The 22,655-nt window shown below is 46.9% G+C and carries 23 protein-coding genes and 1 rRNA gene; 16 read left to right on the forward strand and 8 right to left on the reverse strand.

Annotated features, from left to right (window positions below; all coding sequences use genetic code 11):
* Nucleotides 1-22 precede the first annotated feature (22 nt).
* Nucleotides 23-138: ribosomal RNA gene (gene rrf / locus AC0TWI_RS07910) — 5S ribosomal RNA — on the reverse strand.
* 218 nt (nucleotides 139-356) lie between these two features.
* Here rrf and AC0TWI_RS07915 point away from each other — a divergent pair.
* The 3 genes from AC0TWI_RS07915 to AC0TWI_RS07925 all read left to right on the forward strand — a co-directional run bounded on the left by AC0TWI_RS07915 (nucleotide 357) and on the right by AC0TWI_RS07925 (nucleotide 3,931).
* A complete protein-coding gene (locus AC0TWI_RS07915) occupies nucleotides 357-1,679 on the forward strand; it encodes a S1C family serine protease (protein WP_488125803.1) in 1,323 nt (440 codons plus the stop codon).
* Between the two features lie 129 nt (nucleotides 1,680-1,808).
* Nucleotides 1,809-2,516: a winged helix-turn-helix domain-containing protein gene (locus tag AC0TWI_RS07920; RefSeq protein WP_488125804.1), complete on the forward strand. Its 708-nt coding sequence runs from the start codon at nucleotides 1,809-1,811 to the stop codon at nucleotides 2,514-2,516.
* On the forward strand, nucleotides 2,513-3,931 hold the full coding sequence (locus AC0TWI_RS07925) for a sensor histidine kinase (protein WP_488125805.1): 1,419 nt from the start codon (nucleotides 2,513-2,515) through the stop codon (nucleotides 3,929-3,931). The genes AC0TWI_RS07920 and AC0TWI_RS07925 overlap by 4 nt, the downstream gene beginning before the upstream one ends.
* Nucleotides 3,932-4,007: 76 nt before the next feature.
* On the opposite strand, the gene AC0TWI_RS07930 is transcribed toward AC0TWI_RS07925, so the two are convergent.
* On the reverse strand, nucleotides 4,008-4,796 hold the full coding sequence (locus AC0TWI_RS07930; RefSeq protein ID WP_488125806.1) for a helical backbone metal receptor: 789 nt from the start codon (nucleotides 4,794-4,796) through the stop codon (nucleotides 4,008-4,010).
* Between the two features lie 147 nt (nucleotides 4,797-4,943).
* Between AC0TWI_RS07930 and AC0TWI_RS07935 the strand changes: the two genes are divergently transcribed.
* Nucleotides 4,944-5,684 (forward strand): hypothetical protein, encoded by a 741-nt coding sequence (locus AC0TWI_RS07935; RefSeq protein WP_488125807.1) that lies wholly within the window; start codon nucleotides 4,944-4,946, stop codon nucleotides 5,682-5,684.
* A gap of 160 nt (nucleotides 5,685-5,844) precedes the next feature.
* On the opposite strand, the gene rlmD is transcribed toward AC0TWI_RS07935, so the two are convergent.
* Nucleotides 5,845-7,239 carry a 23S rRNA (uracil(1939)-C(5))-methyltransferase RlmD gene (gene rlmD / locus AC0TWI_RS07940; RefSeq protein WP_488125808.1) on the reverse strand — a complete coding sequence of 465 codons (1,395 nt, stop codon included), beginning with the start codon at nucleotides 7,237-7,239 and terminating at the stop codon, nucleotides 5,845-5,847.
* Between the two features lie 305 nt (nucleotides 7,240-7,544).
* On the opposite strand from rlmD, the gene AC0TWI_RS07945 reads away from it, so the two are divergent.
* The 3 genes from AC0TWI_RS07945 to AC0TWI_RS07955 all read left to right on the forward strand — a co-directional run bounded on the left by AC0TWI_RS07945 (nucleotide 7,545) and on the right by AC0TWI_RS07955 (nucleotide 8,736).
* Nucleotides 7,545-7,670, forward strand: a complete 126-nt coding sequence (locus AC0TWI_RS07945) for an SPASM domain-containing protein (RefSeq protein ID WP_488125809.1) — start codon at nucleotides 7,545-7,547, stop codon at nucleotides 7,668-7,670.
* An 80-nt stretch (nucleotides 7,671-7,750) separates the two neighbouring features.
* The gene (locus AC0TWI_RS07950) at nucleotides 7,751-7,975 is read left to right on the forward strand and encodes a YecA family protein (RefSeq protein ID WP_488125810.1); all 225 of its coding nucleotides are present in this window, start codon (nucleotides 7,751-7,753) and stop codon (nucleotides 7,973-7,975) included.
* Nucleotides 7,942-8,736, forward strand: coding sequence for a sulfite exporter TauE/SafE family protein (locus tag AC0TWI_RS07955; protein ID WP_488125811.1), 795 nt, complete (start codon nucleotides 7,942-7,944; stop codon nucleotides 8,734-8,736). Before AC0TWI_RS07950 ends, AC0TWI_RS07955 begins: the two co-directional genes overlap by 34 nt.
* Nucleotides 8,737-8,741: 5 nt before the next feature.
* On the opposite strand, the gene AC0TWI_RS07960 is transcribed toward AC0TWI_RS07955, so the two are convergent.
* The gene (locus AC0TWI_RS07960; protein ID WP_488125812.1) at nucleotides 8,742-9,581 is read right to left on the reverse strand and encodes a PP2C family serine/threonine-protein phosphatase; all 840 of its coding nucleotides are present in this window, start codon (nucleotides 9,579-9,581) and stop codon (nucleotides 8,742-8,744) included.
* A gap of 223 nt (nucleotides 9,582-9,804) precedes the next feature.
* On the opposite strand from AC0TWI_RS07960, the gene AC0TWI_RS07965 reads away from it, so the two are divergent.
* The 5 genes from AC0TWI_RS07965 (at nucleotide 9,805) to AC0TWI_RS07985 (ending at nucleotide 15,122) form a co-directional block, all read left to right on the forward strand.
* On the forward strand, nucleotides 9,805-11,070 hold the full coding sequence (locus AC0TWI_RS07965; RefSeq protein ID WP_488125813.1) for an ABC transporter substrate-binding protein: 1,266 nt from the start codon (nucleotides 9,805-9,807) through the stop codon (nucleotides 11,068-11,070).
* 69 nt (nucleotides 11,071-11,139) lie between these two features.
* Nucleotides 11,140-12,051 (forward strand): carbohydrate ABC transporter permease, encoded by a 912-nt coding sequence (locus AC0TWI_RS07970; protein WP_488125814.1) that lies wholly within the window; start codon nucleotides 11,140-11,142, stop codon nucleotides 12,049-12,051.
* Nucleotides 12,044-12,862 carry a carbohydrate ABC transporter permease gene (locus tag AC0TWI_RS07975; RefSeq protein ID WP_488125815.1) on the forward strand — a complete coding sequence of 273 codons (819 nt, stop codon included), beginning with the start codon at nucleotides 12,044-12,046 and terminating at the stop codon, nucleotides 12,860-12,862. Before AC0TWI_RS07970 ends, AC0TWI_RS07975 begins: the two co-directional genes overlap by 8 nt.
* A 51-nt stretch (nucleotides 12,863-12,913) precedes the next feature.
* Nucleotides 12,914-14,410, forward strand: coding sequence for a sucrose-6-phosphate hydrolase (locus tag AC0TWI_RS07980; RefSeq protein WP_488125846.1), 1,497 nt, complete (start codon nucleotides 12,914-12,916; stop codon nucleotides 14,408-14,410).
* A complete protein-coding gene (locus AC0TWI_RS07985; RefSeq protein ID WP_488125816.1) occupies nucleotides 14,385-15,122 on the forward strand; it encodes an endonuclease/exonuclease/phosphatase family protein in 738 nt (245 codons plus the stop codon). The genes AC0TWI_RS07980 and AC0TWI_RS07985 overlap by 26 nt, the downstream gene beginning before the upstream one ends.
* A gap of 97 nt (nucleotides 15,123-15,219) precedes the next feature.
* Here AC0TWI_RS07985 and AC0TWI_RS07990 read toward each other — a convergent pair whose 3' ends face one another.
* Nucleotides 15,220-15,912 (reverse strand): DUF421 domain-containing protein, encoded by a 693-nt coding sequence (locus AC0TWI_RS07990; RefSeq protein WP_488125817.1) that lies wholly within the window; start codon nucleotides 15,910-15,912, stop codon nucleotides 15,220-15,222.
* A 209-nt stretch (nucleotides 15,913-16,121) separates the two neighbouring features.
* Here AC0TWI_RS07990 and AC0TWI_RS07995 point away from each other — a divergent pair, with 209 nt between their 5' ends.
* Together AC0TWI_RS07995 and AC0TWI_RS08000 are read left to right on the forward strand one after the other, a co-directional pair.
* Nucleotides 16,122-17,741, forward strand: a complete 1,620-nt coding sequence (locus tag AC0TWI_RS07995; RefSeq protein ID WP_488125847.1) for a spore germination protein — start codon at nucleotides 16,122-16,124, stop codon at nucleotides 17,739-17,741.
* Nucleotides 17,731-18,942, forward strand: a complete 1,212-nt coding sequence (locus AC0TWI_RS08000; RefSeq protein WP_488125818.1) for a Ger(x)C family spore germination protein — start codon at nucleotides 17,731-17,733, stop codon at nucleotides 18,940-18,942. Before AC0TWI_RS07995 ends, AC0TWI_RS08000 begins: the two co-directional genes overlap by 11 nt.
* Before the next feature lie 31 nt (nucleotides 18,943-18,973).
* On the opposite strand, the gene AC0TWI_RS08005 is transcribed toward AC0TWI_RS08000, so the two are convergent.
* A complete protein-coding gene (locus AC0TWI_RS08005; protein WP_488125819.1) occupies nucleotides 18,974-20,083 on the reverse strand; it encodes a GerAB/ArcD/ProY family transporter in 1,110 nt (369 codons plus the stop codon).
* A 137-nt stretch (nucleotides 20,084-20,220) separates the two neighbouring features.
* Between AC0TWI_RS08005 and AC0TWI_RS08010 the strand changes: the two genes are divergently transcribed.
* Nucleotides 20,221-20,460: a YczF family membrane protein gene (locus AC0TWI_RS08010; RefSeq protein ID WP_488125820.1), complete on the forward strand. Its 240-nt coding sequence runs from the start codon at nucleotides 20,221-20,223 to the stop codon at nucleotides 20,458-20,460.
* Between the two features lie 11 nt (nucleotides 20,461-20,471).
* Here AC0TWI_RS08010 and AC0TWI_RS08015 read toward each other — a convergent pair whose 3' ends face one another.
* Together AC0TWI_RS08015 and AC0TWI_RS08020 are read right to left on the reverse strand one after the other, a co-directional pair.
* Nucleotides 20,472-20,924, reverse strand: a complete 453-nt coding sequence (locus AC0TWI_RS08015; protein WP_488125821.1) for a hypothetical protein — start codon at nucleotides 20,922-20,924, stop codon at nucleotides 20,472-20,474.
* Nucleotides 20,925-20,931: 7 nt separating this feature from the next.
* Nucleotides 20,932-21,936, reverse strand: a complete 1,005-nt coding sequence (locus AC0TWI_RS08020) for a DUF3231 family protein (protein ID WP_488125822.1) — start codon at nucleotides 21,934-21,936, stop codon at nucleotides 20,932-20,934.
* Nucleotides 21,937-22,113: 177 nt separating this feature from the next.
* Here AC0TWI_RS08020 and AC0TWI_RS08025 point away from each other — a divergent pair, with 177 nt between their 5' ends.
* Nucleotides 22,114-22,512 carry a GNAT family N-acetyltransferase gene (locus tag AC0TWI_RS08025; RefSeq protein WP_488125823.1) on the forward strand — a complete coding sequence of 133 codons (399 nt, stop codon included), beginning with the start codon at nucleotides 22,114-22,116 and terminating at the stop codon, nucleotides 22,510-22,512.
* Nucleotides 22,513-22,655: the final 143 nt, after the last annotated feature.

Below are 22,655 nucleotides of genomic sequence, written 5' to 3' on the forward strand. Positions count from 1 at the left end.
CTCAGCGGTGTCTTTCAGTTTTGCCTGGCAGCGTCCTGCTCTCGCAGGGGGAAACCCCCAACTACCATCGGCGCTGAAGAGCTTAACTTCCGTGTTCGAGATGGGAACGGGTGTGGCCTCTTCGCTATCGCCGCCAGACAAGGATTATTTAGCACATTGAATAGTATACTGCCTTTTTATGTGTTTTTCAAGAGGGATTTTTCATTTCAAGAGCAGCTCCAGCATTTGTCGCACAGGCCTGACCCATCACTTTGCACTATTGATAATTGTTAGCTGTTCTTTCAAAGTTCGTTAATAGTTTGTTCATATCTTCCCTTTAAGATAAAAGTACCCAATCAAACAGGGAGGAAAAAGAAATGAACAATGAAAATGGTTTTGAAACAAATGAAGAAAAAGAAACTGGTTTTGAAAGCAGCGAAAACCGTTATGAATCTATAGAGAATCAAGAGTTACAAAGCGAAAAGGAACACATGGAGCCTATCGATCGGCAACCGGTCCGCCAAAGCAAAAAAAGCGGCGGTTTTCGGAAAGGGGCGAAAGGGGTCGCTGCATCTGTCGGAGCCGGAATGGTAGGATCGGCGTTGACATTGGCTCTCGTCGCCAATACTCATCTTTTCGGTTTGAATGGTGCGCAAGCAGAGCCAGCGTCAGCCGTTCAAACAGCCTCAAGCAAAGCCGACAGCAGCTATAATGTCGAAATGACGGGGAATTCACAGCTTTCTGTTGCCGATATGGTTGAAAAAACATCGAATGCGATCGTAGGGATTGTTAATATGCAGGATCAGAACAATCCTTTCGGACAATCAAGGCAAAATGTTGAAGCAGGCAGCGGCTCGGGGGTCATTTTTCAAAAAGACAGCAAGTATGCGTATATCGTGACGAACAATCATGTTATCGAGGGTGCGAAATCGCTGGAAGTGACGCTCGCGAGCGGTGAAAAGACAGAAGCGGAAGTGATGGGAAGTGACGCGCTCAGTGATCTGGCCGTTCTTAAAATTGATGCCAAGTATGCGGAAGCCGTCCTAAGCTTCGGCGACTCGGATACGCTGCGGGCAGGTGATCAGGTCGTTGCGATCGGCAATCCGCTTGGGCTCGATTTTTCAAGAACCGTGACAAAAGGGATTGTCAGCGCAACAAACCGGACAATCAATGTCAATACGTCGGCTGGCAACTGGGACTTCAATGTTATCCAGACAGATGCCGCCATCAACCCGGGAAATAGCGGCGGCGCCCTGCTCAATGGTGCCGGTGAGCTGATCGGAATAAACAGTCTGAAAATCTCAGAAAATGGCGTAGAAGGGCTTGGTTTTGCAATTCCGAGCAATGATGCGAAACCCATCATTGAACAGCTGATGAAAACAGGTAAAATCGAACGTCCTTACATGGGCGTCAGCTTGGCTGACCTTGAGCAGATACCTTTCCAGTACGTGAAAGGATTGCCTGCAGAGGTTGACGGCGGTGTCATGGTGACTGCTCTTGATGAAGGGTCTGCAGCCGATCAGGCGGGGCTTGAAGTGCAGGATGTCATTACAAAAATCGACAAAACGGACATCAAAAATGCTGCAGATTTGAGAAAGTATATTTATACGAATACAAAAGCCGGCGACCGCGTGAAAATGACGGTGTACCGGAACGGGGAAATGAAAGAAATTACAATGACGCTGACGAAAAAAGCGTAAGGCAGGATGGAAAAGACGGGAAGCGGCAAAGTGCCTTCCCGTCTTTTTCTTATCCGAGGCATTTTTGGTTGCGATTTATTCGGGTTGGAATTAAGTTAAAAGGAGTGAATGCTAGTGGGGGGTGGAATGGTGAAAGTTTTGGTGATTGAAGACAATGAAAGTGTCTCAGCGATGATAGAGATGTTTTTTTCAAAAGAGGGAATCGACGGGACCTTTGTGACCAATGGGAAAACGGGATACGATCAGGCCGTCAGCGAGCAATGGGACTGCATGATTATCGACTGGATGCTTCCGGAAATGGATGGGATGACGATTTGCCGGAAGGTGAGGGAAAAGAACATTGACACGCCGATTATCATGCTAACGGCCAAAGACAGCGAGTCGGATCAGGTGCTCGGTCTCGAGATGGGAGCGGATGATTATGTGACGAAGCCGTTCAGCCCGCTTGCCCTGATGGCGAGAATCCGTGCGGTTACCAGGAGGGTGCGTCCTCGGAAGCCGGCTGGCAGTGATGGAGACCAACTGGAGACGGAGCATCTGAAAATCAATAAAACGACGAGAGAAGTACTGTTTCACGGAACATCGGTACAAAATCTCACACCGAAGGAATTTGATCTGCTTTATCATTTTGCGAAACATCCGAAACAGGTTTTTACCCGCGAGCAGCTGCTCGAGAGTGTGTGGGGCTATGAATTTTACGGAGATGATCGGACGGTAGATGTCCATATCAAACGGCTGCGGAGCAAGCTTGGTACCCCCGGTCAACCGTTGTTCCACACGGTCTGGGGTGTCGGCTACAAGTTTGATGAAGAGGCCGGCGGCGGGGCGCAGAAATGAAGTGGCGATACCTTTACCAGCAGCTTGCGAGCCATGTGAGTGTCATTGTGATTGCCTTTATCATTTTGACCCTCGTCTTTTCCCAATTTGCGGCACAATTTGTTTACGGAAACAAGGCGGATGAATTGCTCACATACGGGCAGAGCATTTTGCAGGATATGGAGGGCTCCCAATCCGGATCTGAGAGGGTGCTGCGGGAATATGGAACGGTTCTTTCCGCGAGAGATATCCAGTTCAGCTTGTTTGACCAGGATTCCGCCATCATTTATTCACAGGGGCGGGGACCCCTCGTTGAGCTGAAAAGTGAGGAGTGGAAAAAGATCCGCAGCGGCGAAGCGGTAATTGTAAACCAGGATTTCAAAAGATTTCAGGGAGGCGTCACTTTTGTCTTGCTTCCATATTTTCATCAAGGGCAATTTGTCGGCGGCATCCTGCTTGCTTCTCCGATAAAGGGATCGAGCGAGCTTGTCTCACAAATTAATCAGTATTTGCTTTATACGATGCTGATCGCTCTTGCCGCGGCCATTCTTCTTAGCTGGATTTTGGCAAAATTCCATGTAAAAAGAATTAAGGATCTGCAAAATGCGACATCTCTTGTTGCAGCAGGTGATTATTCTGTCAGAATTCCCTCTTCGCAACTTGATGAAATCGGCGAACTTGCCGGAGATTTTAATCAGATGGTCGGCAAGCTGGAGGAGTCAAGGGAGGAAATCGAGAGCTTGGAAAACCGGCGCCGCCAATTTATGGCCGATGTTTCTCATGAGCTGCGTACACCGCTCACGACGATCAGCGGGGTGCTCGAAGGGATGCAAAGCGGGATGATTCCAGAGGAAGAGAAGAATCGGGCGATCGGACTTGCCGGCAAAGAGACGAAGCGGCTGATTCGGCTGGTCAATGAGAATTTGGACTATGAAAAGATCCGCTCAAATCAGGTGAAGCTGAACAAGGAAGAAATCGAGCTGATTGAGGTATTCGAAGTAGTCAAGGAACAGCTGGAAGGAGCGGCGGAAGCGAAAGATGACAGGATTGTCATTGAGGCGGAGCCGGGCCTTCTCGTCTGGGCAGATTACGACCGGCTCATGCAAATCCTGATCAATATCGTCAAAAACAGCATCCAATTCACCGAATCTGGTGTTATCCGCCTAACCGGCAGAAGCAGCGAAGGAAACACTGTCATAGAAATCTCCGACACAGGTATCGGCATTAATCCGGAAGAAATCGAGAAAATTTGGGGCAGGTTCTATAAAGCCTTGCTTTCCCGGACAAACAACCCATATGGAGAATCCGGCCTTGGTCTCTCCATCGTAAAACAGCTTGTCACCTTGCATAATGGCACCATCCATGTCACAAGCAAACCGCAACAAGGCACCACCTTCACCCTCCAATTCCCGGAGAAAGTGGAGGACGGAGTCTGAACGGGTGATTTATTGTGGCTGAACGATCGCCTTTCTCGGCCGGAGGAGTTTCCGCTCCTCCGGCTTTTTTGAGTTTTTACTTATTCAGCAAACTCGGCCAGTGCTTGAAATACTCAGCAGCCTCCAGCATTTTCGGTCCGTACCAGAACATCTCCCCGTCGGCAATCAGCACCTTTGTATAGGGAAGAAGCTGTTTAAACGCTTCAGCATGCTCCTCTTTGAATGGATACGGTTCCGTCGCCAAAAGGAGTACATCTAAATTGGCTTTTTGTAAATCTTCTAATGAGACCTCAGGATAACGCCCTTCAAAATGCGAAAAAGGGTTCGAGAAACCAAGCGCAGACAATACATCGTGTATATATGTATCTCTCCCTACAGCCATATATGGCTTCTTCCAAATTAGGTAGGCGGCCTCCTTGCCTTGAAAATTGGGAAGCGTGGAAAAGGAAGATCGAATGCCTTCGTCCAGTTGTTCGGCCTCGTTCGCCCTGCCGGTAAGACACCCTATATCAACAATCATCCGGCGCGCCTGCTCGATCGATTGGATTTCTGCAACGTACACAGGCACGTACTTCTCCAGCATTTCGACGATTTCTTTTGTGTTTTCTTCTTTCTCTGCGATGACGAGATCAGGTTGGAGCGGCGCCACCTTTTCCCATTTGACCTGCTTCGTTCCCCCAACAGGTACGGCCTGCTGCACCTTTTCCGCTGGATGGATGCAGTACCGGGTTCTCCCTACAATCTGCTTTTCGAGCCCAAGAGCATACAGTGTCTCGGTAATTGCCGGACAAAGTGAAACAATCCTCTGTGGAGGAAAAGAATATTCAACCTTTCTGCCAAGATGATCAACAACTTGCCTCTTCACAACGACACCCCCTGCAGAAACCATAACAAAAATATGCTATTCAGCCAAATGTATCCTGCTTGAGACTGTAGTGTGCAGTCCCCATAATTTGCGTTTTTTTGGGCAAGCTACCGGAAGAATAATTTGGATTTGAAGGAGGATGTTCAGATGATGAAGCAACTATCGATTTTGGTTTTGTTGGTGTGTTTAGTGTTTGGAGGGTATTCAGCAGCGGAGGCGAATCATGGCGGCCCTCATACCGGGAATCCGCAGCTTAATCTGGAGCAGTTGCAGGAACAGGCCAAGAATATGGGAATCGACACGGAAGGAAAAGATGCGGCGACTCTTCAACGGGAGCTGAAAGAGCAGCATATTAAGATGCACGCTGAATCCCTCGGCATCAAGACGGAGGGGAAAAGCAGCGAGCAGCTTATTAAAGAAATTAAGCATTTTTGGGCAATGAAAATGGCCAAGGAATACGGAATTGATACAAACGGAAAAGACGACAAGATGATTTTGCGCGAAGTTAAAATGGCGAGACTCAGTGAAGAGGCAAGGAAGCTGGGCATCAATCCTTCAGGAAAAGACTATAAACAGCTTAAAAAAGAAGTAAGGGAAGCCCAAGTTAACAAGCATGCCAAAGAGCTCCAGATTGACACGAAGGGCAAAAGCTTCGAACAACTTGCAGCAGAAGTGCGTGAAAAGCTTATATACAACGCTGCTGAAAAGCTGAACGTAAGCACAGAAGGAAAAACAAGCGAAGAAATCTTCAAAGAGATCATGGTAAACCACGGCGAAAGGGCGAGGGAACTCAATTTGTTTCCATTTAAAGAAGAAAACATCTTTATCGGGGGCAGTGGAAGCAACCTCAGGGACTTCCATCATATTAATGAAATCCACAAGCCATGAGTATTGCAGAGTAATGCGTCAAAGGATCCCCGAAAATAACAAGGGGCCAGCCAATTTTCCCGGAGGCGCTTTCTGCTTTCGCTGAAATGTCATGAGCCTTCCTAAAATGAAGCAGGAGGAGAAAAACGGCATGTTTTTCTCCTCCTGCTTTTTCTTTATTTTATTCACCAAGCGTCAGCAGTGCGACACATTCCACATGTACAGTATGCGGGAACAGGTCTACCGGCTGAACAGTTTGGAGCGTATAGCCGAACGGCATCAATTCCGCGACGTCTGTCGCAAATGTGTCCGGGTTGCATGATACATATACAATCCGCTTTGGCTGAGCGCGGCCAATACGGCGCATCACTTTTCCGCCCGCTCCGCTTCTTGGCGGGTCGATGAGCAATAGATCCGCAAGGCCCCAGCTTTCATGGATTTCGTCAATACCCCTGCGTGCATCGCGGGCAAGGAATGTTGTGTTATGCAAATCGTTATCAACGGCATTCCGCTTTGCCGATTCGATCGATGTCTCGACAATCTCAATGCCAGCGAGCTCTTTCACGCGCGCTGCGAACGGAAGGGAGAATGTCCCGACACCGCAGAACAAGTCAATCATCTTCTCGTCTTTCTGCGGCTTGCCCATCTCCAGCGCCAGGTCCACAAGCTTTTGCGCCTGAACGGGATTCGTCTGGAAGAACGTGTCGAACCAGAGACGGTACCGGTAGCCGCCGAGTTCATCGTAAATGAAATCGCGGCCTGCGAGTATGAATTTTTCCTCGGACTGTGTCCGATCCGCCAAATCGGTGTTCACGAGCCAAAGCAGGCTTTTTACATTTGGATAATTCATGGTGATCCGGCCAATCAAGTCTTCGGCCGCTGCCGCAAGTTCGCCTGCCGGTGCTTCTGTCGCAAAGAGGGCGAGCATGACCTCGCCTGTCGCGAATGACTCCCGGACCATCAAATGACGCAGAAGCCCTTGATGCGTATCTTTGTTATAGCCCGAAAGCTGGTGCTCCCTTGCCCACTTGCTTACTTCCATTGCTGCGCTGACCATATTTCGGCCAGCAATCAAACAAGTCTCAAGCGGAATGATTTTTCGGAAGTTCCCTTGTTCGTGAAGGCCGAGTTCGCCTTCTGCCGAAAAGGTGAATTCCATTTTATTTCGGTACTGCCACGGCTCATCCATGCCGATCGTGTCCTGAACAAGAGCCGGGTCCATCTTGACGCTTTCGAGGGCTTCTCTCACATGGTTCGTCTTATGCTTCAGCTGACCTTCATACGACCAATGCTGGAGTACGCAGCCGCCACACCGTTCGAAATGCGGGCATAGTGCCTCCACCCGCTCGGGGCTTGCTGTGAGAATCGCTTCCGGCAGGGCCTTCCTTCTTCTTTTCTCGGGTTTATCTACAACGACTTTCACCGTTTCCCCCGGCAATGTCTGGGGAATCGTCAGCCTTAATTTTCTCGGATTGCTGCCCTTTTCGCTCTCCATCCATACTGCTGCCTGCCCATTCCCTTTGCCGTCCAAACGGTGGACGTTCGCGACTAATGTTTCTCCTGTTTTTATCGTCAACGCTATTGCCTCCTTCTTCATTTGCTTTCGTCTATTAAAAGGCTGTTGCCTGTTTCTTCAAATGACGTACTGACCTATTATAGCGGAGTTTGGCCAGGTGCACCAGACAGGAAATAGGACAAGAGTCCGATCCCTGGCCCTGTGCGAGACCCTGCCCAATGATATAATGATGGCAGCCCTCAAGAATCTGTCAGGTTTTTTGACAATATGCTCATCGTTTTCCTTCATAAGGAAGCGGAGCTTTGCGATTACAGGCAGGCCAGTCCGAAAACGTTGATTTTTGAGCAGAATAGCGATGCCTATGCTTGCGATTTTTTATAAACGAAGAGTACAAGCTTAGCAATGTCGGACAGGATTCTTTGAAGGAAATATTGAACAGTCCAAAATATGAGGACTTCCTTGGCTTGAAGCCGGATCTTCCAGAGAAATGAAGGGCTTCCCGTATGTAAATCTATGTCCTGGCGGCTGTCCGCGCAACCGCGCTTATAACAAGCCGGGAGGGGCCGGAAGTGTGGATTATTTTTACGAGGGTTATCTGCAGATTTATGAGAATGCGCATGGAAGAATGGAGCAGCAGTGGCTCCACAACCATTTGAAAGCTGGTCGCCCGATGCCCGGACGGAACGACTACTGTTTTTGCGGAAGCGGGAAAAAATCAAGAAATGCTGTGAAACGTACGCAGCGCAGTTGGGGGAATAAAGGATGGATTTTGCAACAGGTGGTTTATTGTTATTGATCGGCATATTGGCAGGAGGCTACGGCACGATTGTCGGCGCAGGCGGGGGATTTATTTTTGTTCCCGCCTTGTTGCTCATTTTCAAAATGGATCCAGTCACAGCTGCAGCTTCAGGTCTCGTCATCGTGCTCATCAATTCTTTGTCCGGAGTTGCTGGTTATGCACGGCAGGGTAAGATCCAATACCGGACGGGCCTGTTGCTGGCAATCGGGGCTTTGCCGGGCTCCATGCTTGGCATCCAGATTCTCCGCCTTTATTCCTCCAGTTATTTCTATGTCATCTTCGCGACCATCCTGGTGGCCTTGGGGATTTTCCTCCTGTCGAAAAACATGCCGGCCGCAAAGAAAGAGAAGGTGCGAGAAGGCGGCAGGGAGGCGGCAGATTCGGGAAAAGAAAATGTGCAGGATCTGAGCGGCAAATGGTTCATTCCATTGGGCCTGCTGATGGGGATCTTGTCGAGCTACCTTGGAATCGGAGGGGGTTGGCTGCTCGTCCCTATCCTCATCTATCTGTTTAAAGTCCCGACTCACCATGCCACCGCCACTTCGATCTTCTCGCTCAGCCTTTATTCAATGATCGGAGTGGTCTCACAGATGTATTATGGAAACATCGACTGGTCTGCTGTTCTCTTCGGTGGAGTGGGGGTGATCATGGGCTCGCAGATCGGCGTCATTCTGGCGCAAAAAATCCCCGGGAAGGTCATCATGCAAATGTTGTCCGGCCTGTTGATTTTTATCGGGCTGCGGATGTATTTTGTCTAATATCGTCAGTCTGGACTAACAGAGAAGCGGATATAAGTCCGGTCATCAAAAGAGGAAAAGCCTTTCTGGAGGCCCTTTGTCGATTTGTATTCACGGAAGCAGAGAGGGTCGCTTGCCAGAACCCTTTTTAGTTCCTGTTCTGTTTCCTCGAGTGTTTCCTTTATGATTGGATAACCGTCTGACGCAAGGATGATCGACTTTGCTGTCTCCGGCACCTTGATCGTTTTCACTTTGGAAAAATCTACGTCAAATCCGTTAATGACTTCGAAACCGAACTGATTGTCCGGCTCATTCTGCAAATAGTACTGCTGCTGAATGAGCGTCCGAATATAATCCTTGCCCGTGTCATTTTCCAGCAGGTCATCCACTGTTTTTCCCTTTTTTAACTCTGCCTCGAGATAGAGGGCGCGGGCATTGGCTGTAATATAATCGATCAGCTTCTCATTAGAGTAGAGTGTTCCATCGATCATGCATTGGCAGTCGCCGATCTGCCAGATTTCCCTGTGATAGCGGCTGTAGACAATCATCACGGCCGTCGGCGCAAGCCAGGCCTTCTCCTTCATCTCTTCAGTAATACCGAACTTGCGGCACGTCTCCTGCAGTTTGGTGTTGATATGGCCGATGAGAGAAGGCAAATCAGTATCAGCCGGTGCTTCCAATAGGCATTGTCGGATTGTTTCGGCAGCTATCCTACCTGGTGCTTTTCCGCCCATCAGCCGTCCGGTAATATTCGTAGCCCCATCAATTACTGCAACAAATTGCTCTGTTGCCACATATAAATCTTCACAACCGTCCGGATTCCCGGTTTTTCCTTCATTGAAACACTCCAATATCGAAATGGCCATATGCAGGTTCCTCCTTTTTCGTTTCCAAAAAGTTGTAAACTGAATCATAATACGAGGGATAAGTTTTTGCAACAATAACAATCGGCAGAATTATCTCAGGATATTATTGACATTTTTAATTATGGGCTCTATGATTACGGTAGGGATGAAATCGATTCCACAATTACTACACAATAAAATGGAATCGGTTTCATCTGTGAATACTTACTCAGGGGGGAAAAAAATGAAAAAGTTGGTCAGTGGTTTTATCGTCATCATGCTGGTGTTCGCACTTGCTGCCTGTGGCGGGAAGGAATCATCTGGTGGAAAGGGAAAGAAGCAGACACTGGAAATCGCTCTTTGGAGTGACAGTGTAAACGACGCCCTTGATGCGTCCATCAAAAAGTTTAATGAGAAACATCCGGATGTAGAAGTAAAAGTCACGGTGTCTCCGTTCGGCGAGTATTGGACAAAGTTAAAGACGAGCCTTGGCGGTGGAAGCGGTCCTGATGTTTTCTGGATGAATGGTCCGAACTTCTATCAATACTCAACTACAGGGCTGATCAAGGATCTTCAGCCATTTGTTGACAAAGACGGGGACCATGACATGAGCAAGTATTATGAAACGTTGCAGGACTTGTATACCTATGACGGCGATCTTTATGCAGCTCCTTATTTCTTTGACTCTGTCGGACTATTTTACAACAAGGAACTTTTCGACAAGGCTGGTGTAGAGTATCCAAACGAGAACTGGACTTGGGACGACCTTGAAGAGGCTGCGAAAAAGCTAACGAACAAAGATGAAGGCGTTTACGGTTATGCGGCTTACACGGCAATCAGCCAAGAAGGATATTACAATATCATCCATCAGGCTGGAGGTCACATTATTAACGAGGATAAAACGAAATCCGGCTTTGATATGCCGGAAACAAAAGCAGCTTTCCATTGGTTGAAGAAATTGATTGATGAGGGAGTTTCTCCAGACACGAAAACACAGATTGAGACAGTCCCGAGAGATCTTTTCCTCTCCAATAAAATTGCTATGCTTCCTGCCGTTTCTACGAATGCAGGCCTGCTGTATGAAGGATTAGGAGATAAATTGGCTGTTGCACCACTGCCAAAGGGCAAGGAGAAAGCTTCGATTATTCATGGAATTGCCTGGGCGATGAACAACAAGACAAAGGATGAAGACCTTGCGTGGGATTTGATCAAGGCATTGACGAATGAGGAAGGAGCCAAAGCGATTGCAGAGTCAGGTTATACAATGCCTGCCGTTAAAGAGCTGGCACCACTCTGGACAGAGAGCATCCCGTCACTTGATCTGCAAGTTCTTGTAGATGCCCAGGAATATGGCGCTGTATACCCGATTTCCAAGAATACAGCTGAATGGCAAGCAATCGAGAACAAGGAAATCCAAGGCGCTTTCCTAGAAAACCGCTCGATTGACGATGCCCTTGATAAAATAGCCGAGGAAATGAACAAGATTTTGGATGAGGAAAATAAAGAGTAAACATTGAATCGGAGAGAGGCCATTAAATGGCCCTCTCTTTCAAATCGCCTCTAGAGAGGAGCATAAAAGATGAAAGCAGTAACGAAAAGGACGAGAAGCAAAGCCGCCAGAAGAGAAGCTCTCTGGGCGTATCTGTTCATTCTTCCGACGGTGTTGGGGCTCTTTCTGTTTTACATGATGCCGGCAATCGCATCATTCGCCTTATCGCTGACAAAGTGGGATGGAATCAATACACCGGAATTCATTGGTCTTGAAAATATTAAACTATTAATCAAGGATGAGACTTTTCTCCGTTCAGCTTGGAATACGGTTTTATTCACGGTCATCTCAGTGCCTGTAGCAACAGCGATCGCAACATTGATCGCCATTATGCTGAACCAGAAGATTAGGGGAATGGTCGTGTACCGGACGTTGTATTTCCTTCCGGTCGTCACGATGCCTGTCGCTGTCGGAATGATCTGGAAATGGCTGTACAATACTGATTATGGAATCATCAATTATTTATTGGGACTACTGCATCTACCTCAGCCTTCATGGTTGTTCGACCCGCGAATTTCCTTATTTTCTGTTATTCTCGTTTACATTTGGATGGTTGTTGGACATTCGGTTGTTCTGCTGCTTGCAGGCTTGCAAGGGATTTCGCAAAGCTATTATGAAGCTGCGATGATCGACGGGGCGAGTCGGGTCAAGCAATTTTTCAACATTACTCTGCCGCTTTTGACGCCGACTTTATTCTTCGTGCTAATCACTGGCATGATCAGTTCACTGCAAGTGTTCGATCTGATTTTCATGATGATCGGCGAAAGCAAGGCACTGCTCGATCCGTTGAGAACAGTCGTTTATGGAGTTTACGAGTCCGGGTTCATTTATTCGAAGATGGGAATTGCTTCTGCACAGGCTTTCCTCCTGTTCCTGGCGATCCTGCTCGTGACAATTGTCCAGTTTATTTTCCAAAAGAAGTGGGTGCATTACGATGCATAATAAATACAAAGCGCTTAATCATATCCTGCTGATTATCGGGGCTGTCTTCATGATTGTCCCTTTCATTTGGATGCTGACCACATCGATGAAGTCTTTTGTCGAGGCGATGCAAGTGCCGCCGACCATTCTCCCGAAAGAGTGGCATATAGAAAATTACCAGAAAATCTTCGAAAAGGTTGACTTCCTAAAGTATTACGGCAATACGATTATTGTGGCGGTCGGCCGTACAATTGCCCAGGTGTTCTTATGTTCACTTGCGGCATACGCATTTGCGCGTCTCCGTTTTCCCGGAAAAAACATTTTGTTTATCGCCATTTTGTCGGTGCTGATGGTGCCGCTGCAAGTCATTTTGATCCCGAATTATGCCATCATGACAAAGTTTGGCTGGATTGATACGTTTTACGCTTTGATTGTGCCGGGAATGTTCAGCGCGTTCGGAGTCTTCCTGCTCAGACAATTTTTCATGGGTATCCCGAAAGAATTGGATGAGGCGGCAATTATGGACGGATGCTCATTCTTCGGTATTTACTGGAGGGTCATCCTTCCGAATTCAATTCCGGCTTTGATGGCGCTGGCGATTTTCACAATCCTTAATTCGTGGAATGACTTTCTCTGGCCGCTCGTCATGACAAATTCGGAAAGTATGCGGGTTCTGTCGGTCGGTATAGCTTCGTTCCAGGGCCAGTATGCGACGGATTATCCGCTCTTGATGGCGGGGGCCGTCATGTCGACCCTTCCGATGCTAATTATGTTCGTCTTCCTGCAAAAGCATCTGATTGCAGGAATATCATTGGGTGGAGTCAGAAAATAAGCCAAATTTTCTTGGAAAGGCGTGGACTGCAAGTTGAAGAATGAAGGTACAATGTTTGAGCAGGCGGAAGGACAAATAGAAAAATACCGGGATCTTGTCCATTCAGACCCTTATCGAAATAAGTTTCATCTGATGCCGCCTTCCGGGCTCCTGAACGACCCAAATGGTTTAATTGAGTTTAATAGCCGCTATCATGTTTTTTACCAGTGGAATCCGTTCGCTGTAGCCCATGGGATCAAATATTGGGGACATTACAGTACTGTTGATTTTGTCAATTGGACAGTGGAGCCGATCGCACTGTGCCCGGATAAGTGGTATGACAAGAACGGCTGCTTTTCCGGGAGTGCGGTTGAACATGACGGCAGGCTGTATCTGTTTTATACGGGGAATGTGCGAGATGAAGAGGGAGGACGTCAGACCTATCAATGCCTGGCTGTCTCGGAAGACGGACTTCATTTTGAAAAGAAAGGCCCGGTCATTCTCCTTCCAGATGGTTATACCCCTCATTTTCGAGACCCGAAAGTATGGAAGGAGGGAGAAACCTGGTTCATGGTGCTCGGTGCTCAGACGGAATTGATTGATGGGCAGGTCGTCTTTTACAAGTCCAGCAATCTATTTGATTGGGAATTTTTAGGTCCAATAGCCGGCAATGGTGTTCAAGGCTTTGAAAAACTAGGCTATATGTGGGAATGTCCAGATTGTTTTCGCTTGGATGGTGTAGATGTTCTCGCTATAAGTCCTCAAGGACTGGAGGCGAAAGGACATTGCTTTCAAAATGCCTATCAATCCGGCTACTTTTCGGGCAGGCTTGATGTCAATGAGCCCGTCTTTCATTATGACCGGCCGTTTGAGGAATTGGATCGCGGGTTTGATTTTTACGCCCCCCAGACAATGCGGGACAAGAACAACAGGAGGATTTTGTATGCATGGATGGGCATGAGCGACGAGTCGCAGTCCTCACAGCCGACAGTTGATTATTTCTGGGTACATGCCCTTACCTCTCCGCGGGAACTTATCTGGAAAAGTGACAAGCTGTATCAGAAGCCGCTTAGAGAACTGGAGAATTTGCGTTTGCGTGAAATTGCGAGGAGAGAGCTCGCGTTTGGACAGAATGAAGAGTGGGAATTTGCCCTTCCTGAAAGTCGGATTGCCGAGCTGAAAATATCGTTGATAGAAACAGAACGAGAGAAGTTCGGGATGACCCTGCGAAATGATGTTACGCTGGAATATGATCCGCACATACAGCAATTTTCGCTGGGGCGGAAGAACTTCAAGGATGGAAAAATAGAATACCGTCATTGCCGGCTGGAGAGGTTAGACAGCCTGCATATTCTTCTCGATGTTTCCTCGATCGAAGTATTCATCAATGGTGGAGAAGAGGTTTTTACAGCACGATTTTTTGCGGAAAGCGAAGAAGACAAGGGTGTCCTCCGGAGCGGGGGAAAGGTGAAGTTTCTGCTTGAATACTGGGAACTCAGGCCGTTTGGAATGACCGAGCGGAAAGCAGAGGAGGGGAAGGCCAATGAAAATGCGCATCATGTCTTATAATATTCACCACGGTGTCGGAATGGATGGGAAGCTGGATGTGGAACGGATTGCAGATGTGATAGACGGGTCTGGGGCCGAGGTGATCGGTCTGCAGGAAGTGGACCGGCATTTTGGTGAGCGGAGCGATTTTCAGGATCAGGCGAAAGAACTGGCCGCTCTGCTGAACATGGAGTATTCCTATGGTCCGAACCTTGTGCTTCCTGCTCTCAATGCAGGGGGGGACGAGCGGCAGTATGGCAATGCACTGCTCAGTAAATTTCCAATCCTCCATACTGGCAACCTGGCTCTGACAGTCGGGGATGGAGATGACGAAGAGCCGAGGGGCGTCCTATGGTCCAAGTTGGACACAGGCAGTTTTCCGCTCACTGTCTATGTCACCCATTTGGATTTGGATGAACAAGTCCGGAAAATGCAGTTTGACGATCTGCAGGCTATGTTGAAAAGGCAGGAAGGAGCGAAGATTTTAATGGGAGATTTCAATCATACTCCCGAGGGGCAGGAGTTCCACCAATTTCAAACAGAAGCTGGTTTGCTGGGGCTCGAATCATCCCGGGAGAATTTGACCTTTCCGGCCAATGCTCCAGATCGAAAAATCGATTACATCTTCGTCAGCAAAGAATTCCATATAGCCTGTGAACAGGCTATCCCTGCTCTCGCATCTGACCACTTGCCTCTCGTAGTCGAAGTGAGTAATGCGAGTAAAGAGGTTTGATCATCGGCATGGCAAAGCACGTAAGCGAAGTCCGGAAATCTGGATATTTTGCTTACGTGCTTTACTTTTTTAGAAAGTGGGGGGCGCCCCAATAAAATTATTTCTTTCCGCACTCTTTGTTTGTTTTGATGTAAAGGCCGCCGGTGGGAGACCATTCGGCCATATAGATGTCGGATATTTGATTGTGTCCGGCTTTTTCCACTTCCTGCTTAAGCCAGGCAGATGTTTTTCCTGCGAATTGGAGGATTTCGTTTTTGATCTTTCCTTCATCGATCAGCAGGACGGTTGGGGCTTCATCTTTTACTTTGAGTCCGAGCATCTCTGCAGTTGGGGGTTCGGCTTCTCGGTATTTGTGAACGCTTATGTTTCCGTCCGGCTCCAAGTACAGATCTCTCACTTCCTTTAATGAGAAAATCCCTTGCTGCCTGAGCAATGTTCGCAGTTGTTCCATCTCTAAATGGTTTTTTTTCATCGCGTCCGCATTGAGTTCCCCGTCTTTTATCAATAATGCCGGAGACCCTTTCAATAGTTTATTAAGTTTGCTGTTTTTCACCGCAAGCACTTCCACTACGTATATAAAGCATCCCCAGACAAAAACACCAAAGAGCATTTGCACTACGGAAATTTTGTCATCGTATAAACTTTCCTCCAGCACAGATCCCAAAATAAGAGCGTAGACAAAGTCAAAGGGCGTGAATTGACCCATTTCCTTTTTTCCGAGCAGCCTTGTTACGGTTAACAGTGCAATCAGTCCAAGCCCCAGTTTAACAATCGTATCAAGAAATAACATACTCCACCTCTCGCTCTCTCATTGATTCTTACTTATCTTATACCCCATATAAGGTAGCCGAGTAACATGTAAAAAAAGGCCAACACAAGGCTGGCTTTGTCATTCCTCCGCCCATAAAAAGCGATCGATCCATTTTCCTATCCGTTGTATAGAAAGAGCGTTTCATGGAAAAAACGATGATAAAAGGACGCAGAAAGGTAAAGGGACAAATGCCTCTATTTTATCGGCGCAAAAAGATCAGGCAGAAGGAAAAGCAGATTAAGAAAAGGAATATAACTTCCAATCTGGAGCGGTCATTAACCGCTAATCTGAATACGCTTCAACAAATGACAGGGAACAGTCCTGACATCCAGATTAAGAAGCTCACGGTAGGCCAGGGCCAGGGAAAAGGAAAGAAAGTTGCCATCATCAATGTGGATGGCATTGTGGATGCCGATATGCTGAATCATTACGTAATCGAGCCGATCCAGATGCAAAAACTGTTGTTAGGCGGATCATCACAACAAATTTCAGAGATGCTGGAGGAAAGTCTTTGGCTCGGGGGAATTGAGACCGTCGAAGCATGGGATTCCGCCTTTGAAAAATTGATGGACGGGTTCACCCTTATTTTTGTGGATGGCGAGAAATCAGCCATCGCTATTTCTACAAGCGGCGGTGAAAAACGCCAGATCGATGAACCGCAGAGCCAAGTATCTGTCCGCGGTCCGAGGGATGGCTTCACCGAATCGATCCAAACAAATCTGGCCCTTGTCAGAAGGCGGATTCGGAACCCGGATCTTTGGACAGAAACAATGAAAATTGGCCGGCAAACGAAGACATCGGTCACCATCATGTATTTAAATGGGATTGCGAAAGAAGAAATTGTCGAGGAAGTGCGCGCAAGGCTCAAAAAAATTGATATTGATAGCATACTGGAATCAGGGTATATAGAGCAGTTGATTGAGGACAAGACAATGACCACTTTCCCAACTATGTACCATACGGAAAGGCCGGATGCTGTTGCCGGAAACATTCTGGAAGGGCGGATTGCCATTTTTATCGATGGGACGCCATTTGTCCTGCTGGCCCCAGCCGTATTCATCCAATTTTTTCAGGCTGTCGAGGATTATTATGCAAGATTCGATATTGCAACGGCCCTGCGATTTTTGCGGATTATAACGTTTTTCATCTCGATTATCGCACCATCTGTTTATATTGCTGGAACGACCTTTCATCAAGAGATGATTCCAACAGCACTTCTTATTGTTATCGCCTCTCAGCGGGAAAGTGTGCCGTTCCCGGCATTTGTGGAAGCGATTATTATGGAAGTCACATTCGAAATTTTGCGTGAAGCAGGAGTGAGACTGCCAAGGCCAGTCGGATCCGCTATTTCAATTGTCGGGGCGCTCGTTATCGGACAGGCTGCCGTACAGGCGGGAATTGTCTCTCCTGCGATGGTCATTATCGTGTCCATTACAGCCATTGCGAATTTCACGACCCCTTCCTTTGCAATGGCAATCTCCACCAGGTTGATCCGTTTCGTGTTTATGATTCTGGCGGCTACCTTCGGGTTCTATGGAGTGGTGCTCGGGATTATTTTTCTTGTGATTCACCTCTGCAGTTTACGATCATTTGGTGTTCCTTATCTAACCCCATCCGCGCCATTCTTTGCCGGTAATATTGGCGATACTCTTATCCGTGCCCCGCTTTGGAAAACGAGGGAGAAAGCAAATTTAATAATGGAGGATAAGGAAACGGCCCACGGTATGAACACACAGAGACCGAAGCCGCCAGCAAGCAGAGCCATCAAAAATAAAAATGTACCGGAGGAGGATGGAAATGGGTCGTAAAGCCGTACTTTTCCTCTGGATCATCTCGATCTTTTTGCTGGGTGGATGCTGGAGCAAAAAGGAACTGACCGATATTGCGATTGTTTCTGCTTTGGGAATTGATAAGAACGAAAAGGGTGAATTCGTGGTGACCTTCCAAATCATTAACCCGAACAATGTGGCCGGCGGCCTGCAAGGCGGAATGGGAGGGAGCCAGGCGCCCACGATTGCCGTTTATTCGGGAACGGGGTCGAACATCGTCGATATAAGCCGCAGGGCAGCAGCTGAAATATCCAGGTATCCTTATTACGCCCATGCAAGTCTCGTCGTCATTGAAGAGAAGGTAGCGAGAGAAGGCATAGAAGAAGTTCTAGATGTGCTGGAAAGAGATACCGAGTTTCGCCAGACTACCCGTCTCATTATTGCCAAAGGAAGCAGTGCCCGCGAAATTGTAGAAGTCCTGACACCGATTGATCGAGTGCCTGCCAGCAAGGTAAATAAATCAATTAAGTTCTCAGGGGAAAACTGGGGAGGCCATTTGGCTGTTGATATACGGGAAACGATCTACAATTTGACGACTCCGGGAAAAGAAGTATTGCTTCCCGGTTTTACAATCAAAGGAAGTGCAAAGAAAGGGAAGGATATAAAGACATTATCCCAATCTGCTCCTGAGGCAATATTATCAGCTAATGGGATTGCACTTTTCAAAGGGGACAAGCTTGTCGGCTGGATGGATGACAGGGAAGCAAGAGGAGTTGTATGGATTTTAGGGAAGATGAAGGAAACAAACATCGCGGTTGATTGGAAAGGCAAAGAGGATGTCATTTCTTATCAGCTCCTCCGGTCCAGCGTCAAGTCAACCATTAACATGCAAGGCGGGGAACCAATGATTTCGGTTGAAATTAAGTCAGGAGGGGATATAGGTCAAGCATCTGTAGATTCCAAATTGACAGACCGGGACGTTCGGAAAAAAGTGGAGGACAAGGTCTCTCGGGACATTGAAAAAATTGTAAAACAATCCTTTAAAGAGGCGCAAAAACAGGGAACTGATATTTTCGGATTTGGGGAAAAGCTGTACCGCTCCCATCCAGAAGAATGGGAGAAGGTGAAAGAGGGCTGGAATAAGCAGTACTTTACGAAAGCAAAAATAACTGTAAAGGCAGAAGCCAGAATTCTTCGAACGGGTCATAAGCGTAATCCATTTTTGACTGAATCAAAATAAAGGAACACCGGAGCGGCAGCCATCGATGAGGTCAGCCGTCAGCCGGTGTCTTTTTTTTCCTGTATTTAAAAAATGCAAGGATCAGCAGGAAAAGCGGAAAGAAAATCTGCAGAGGCGCTTCAAGATAGCGTGTGACGATATGGGTCCCTTCATAAATATGTTCCTCCAAACTGGCAGACATGGCCACGGAAGTAATCAACGCAAGGAATCCAAGTGGGAAAACAAGGCGTGACGTGTTTCTGATCTTGAATAAGTCGGCTATGCCGATGGTGGTCGCGTACATATAGAGAGTTGCTTTAAAAAAGCCAAGAGTGATCATTCCGACCATGAAAAAGATATCAAGGCGTTGCAGAAAAGTGGCTATATCAATCGCTTGGATCGTATCGAGTAAAGGGAATTGCGATCTTTTCGCACCATCCACACCAAGGACGGCAATGTTAATCCCCATGCTGATCGCCAGGTTGAGACCGCTAAGAAAAACTGCGACCAGTCCAAAGTTCCGCACCTGTTTCTTGTCACTCAAATAAGGAAAGACCATAGAAAAAATAAAAATCTCGCCAAATGGAAAAAGTGCAATTTCCGTTACCGCCACCTTTAGTACAGGGAGAATCCCATTCTCCAGCACCGGAAGAAGCCGGTCCAGCTGAATTAAATTTGAGAACAAAACCAGTACAAAACTAATAATGGCCATTAAGTAGATGAAGAAAAAGAACAGTTCAGCCGACCTTGCAACGACTTCGATTCCTCTATTTACCGCATATAGGACTACGATAAGGAAGAGTGTTTGATTGACAGAAAGGGGTGTCGTCCGGTATCCGATCAGTGTCAGCATTTCACCAAAGTCACGGAGTACTCTTGCCGTAACATAAAGGAAATGGGTCATGTAGATAAAAGCTGCAATTTTCCCCAGTGTGGGGCCCAGCAGTTTTTGCACATAGGAAGTGGGCAATTCATCAGGAAAAAATACATAGAGCCGGTAATACATTAAAAAAATGAATAGGCCCCCAATGGTAGCAATCAATATAGCCATCCAAGCATCCTGTCTCGCCCCGAGTCCGACTGGAAGAAGCAAAGCACTGCTCATATTAAACATAAGAATCAGGGCAAACAACTGCTGATTTCCAATTTTGGCATTCTCCATCGCAAGGCTCCTCCCGTATTTCTCGGCTGAAAAAAGCCGTCTCTTCCGTTTTTGCCATCAATCGGCTTTTTTATAACAAAATCGGCTATTATAGCAGTCGTCCTGGCGGGAATACTATAGGCGGAGGAGGATAAAAAATGAAAATAATCGGAATCACCTTGATGTTGATGACGGCAATAGCCATAGAAGCAACTGTTGTTAATCTACTGACAGGCCTAAGCTTAAAAGCCTCCCTGTTAAAAACGCCGGAAACGATAACCCTGATGTCCACTGCCGAAAAACTTATTTTTACTCTCTATCCCTTGAGCATCCTTTTCATGCCGCTGTATACGTATATCCAAAAGAAGCGGAAAACAAAAGAAACGACAAAGTCATGATTGTCGTTTCTTTACATTTTCAGCCTTGTAAAAAGTTTTTTCAGAAGGAATCCGGTAACAAGGCCAGGGATTACGCTGAGAATTCCCAGCCAGACAGGGCCGAATAGTTTCCCAAAAATGGTGAACGTGGGAGAAAATATTGTACTGACTGTTACGAAATAAGCGCAGAAGGCGAAGGGAAGATAGGAATAGGGCTCCTTTCCTCCGCCTGCATCTTTATAAGCATCCCACATGGAAAAGAAGTATAAGCATGGGTAAAACATCAGCCAGCCGTAATTTGTCTGATCAATCGCTTTTTGAATGTCACCATAAAAGCTGCTGATGATCACTTCATTAAAGTGCCCTTTTACATTGAAGAGAATCTCCAGCAAGATGAATAAAATTCCCTTCACATATCTTTTGTTGAGGAGCTGGCCGAATCCGGGTAGAGCCACACTCCAAAATAGGCTTTCCTTTGCTTTCAAACCGGGATTAATCCTTTATTAACTTATTTCTGTCAGGAGCGGATGGCGGCATCTCCATCCAGCCGTGTTCAATCATGATCTTAGCGCCGCTGTCAGCGTACTTCCCGGCTTCCAATATCATACGACTGTAAGCTGCGGCTAAATCTCTTCTGAGGCTCACGCCCATCGACATGCCGTAATAGCCCATGCCGGAACCAATCAACGCGATAGTATGATACATGAGCAATTTATCAGAAAAGACCGATTCGGTTGAAGCTGTCGGCATAATGACGCCTGTAGAAGGGACTGGCAGATGATCGTCTATTAAGAGATTTGAGAAGATTTCTAGGGCGTGGTTTGAAATGGTAATGCCCTCATACAAGAATTCGCTTACGGTTTTGTCTTTTGTTGTTTGTGCGAATCCGGTCAGCAGGCATTTGCCCAGTGCATTCCGATATCTATTCATAAAAAGGTTGGAGATTTCAATGCTAGTTAATGGCCGCTGCTCGCCGAACCAGCCTGCAAGGAAGTGCTTGCTATCAACCCACTTGGTATCGGACGGATAGGGGATATGAGGAGCACGCACATAGATTCCTTTTTCCTGCATGACGGTTGTCGTTCTGTTGTATAACTCAGCCGAGGAATAAAGACAAGATGTAAAATGCTCGCGGATATCCGGCCGGGAGGAGGCGGCAAGCGCAGATGAGTAGGCGTTCATCCCGATCAGCCCTATATTCACAATGTAGTGCAGCATAACCTCATCGGGGAATAGCCGCTCAGCCTTTACGTTCACATCTTCTGCAGTAAACCCTGCAGGTTGTGCGATCCCTTCATTGCTGAATAATTTCCGGTCCAGCTCTAAATGAAACTGAGACAATTCAAGTGAATATTTGACACAAGCCTCCACGTCTGGATCTTCAACATGTTCCAAGAAATAAGACATCATGCACACTGTCACTGAGTCGTTTAAGTATGAGCCAAAGTATGCTGCCAATTCACTTGAGGTAAGCTTGATATGATTATGATCCGCCATAGGATAAACCTCCATATCTAATTGGAATATGCAAGTAGCATTCCCAGTTGGCGATTAAGTTATGAATTCAATCGATTTGCAGCCAAATTGCAGGTTTATTCCGGCCAGCCAGCGGGGATGGAGTACTTTGAGGTTTTCGTTATTTTTTAAAATACGAGATGAGTAAAGGAGGATATTATGCATATCACATACATGGAAACCGTTGGAAAACTGTCAAAGGAAAATGTTGAGCGGCTTTTTTTGGCGCTTGACTGGGAATCAGGAAAGCATCCGGAAAGTTTGTACGAAGCAATGCTCCAATCCCATACTGTCATTTCCGCCTGGGATGGGGAGAGGCTCGTCGGTCTCGCCAATGCTTTATCTGACGGGGCGATGACGGTCTACTTTCCTTATGTTTTGACGGACCCTGACTATCAGGGCCACGGAATAGGCAAAACGATGATGGAAAAAATGCTCGAGAAATACGAAGACATGCATACAAAAGTACTCGTATCTTATCCAAAGGCAGTTACATTTTACAAAAGACTCGGTTTTGCCCCAGAAACGGAAAGCATGCCAATGTATATTTATTCTTAAATGGATTAGTCCCGCACATGTGAGAGCGGGGCTTTTTCTATTCCTGGTATTAAAAACCGACTTATATTTGAAATAGTGGGCAAATTAGAAAAATGGGTTTTATATATTTTCTGAAACATGGTAACATAATGTGGCAGTATATC

This window comes from Lederbergia sp. B243.17 (assembly GCF_057657925.1).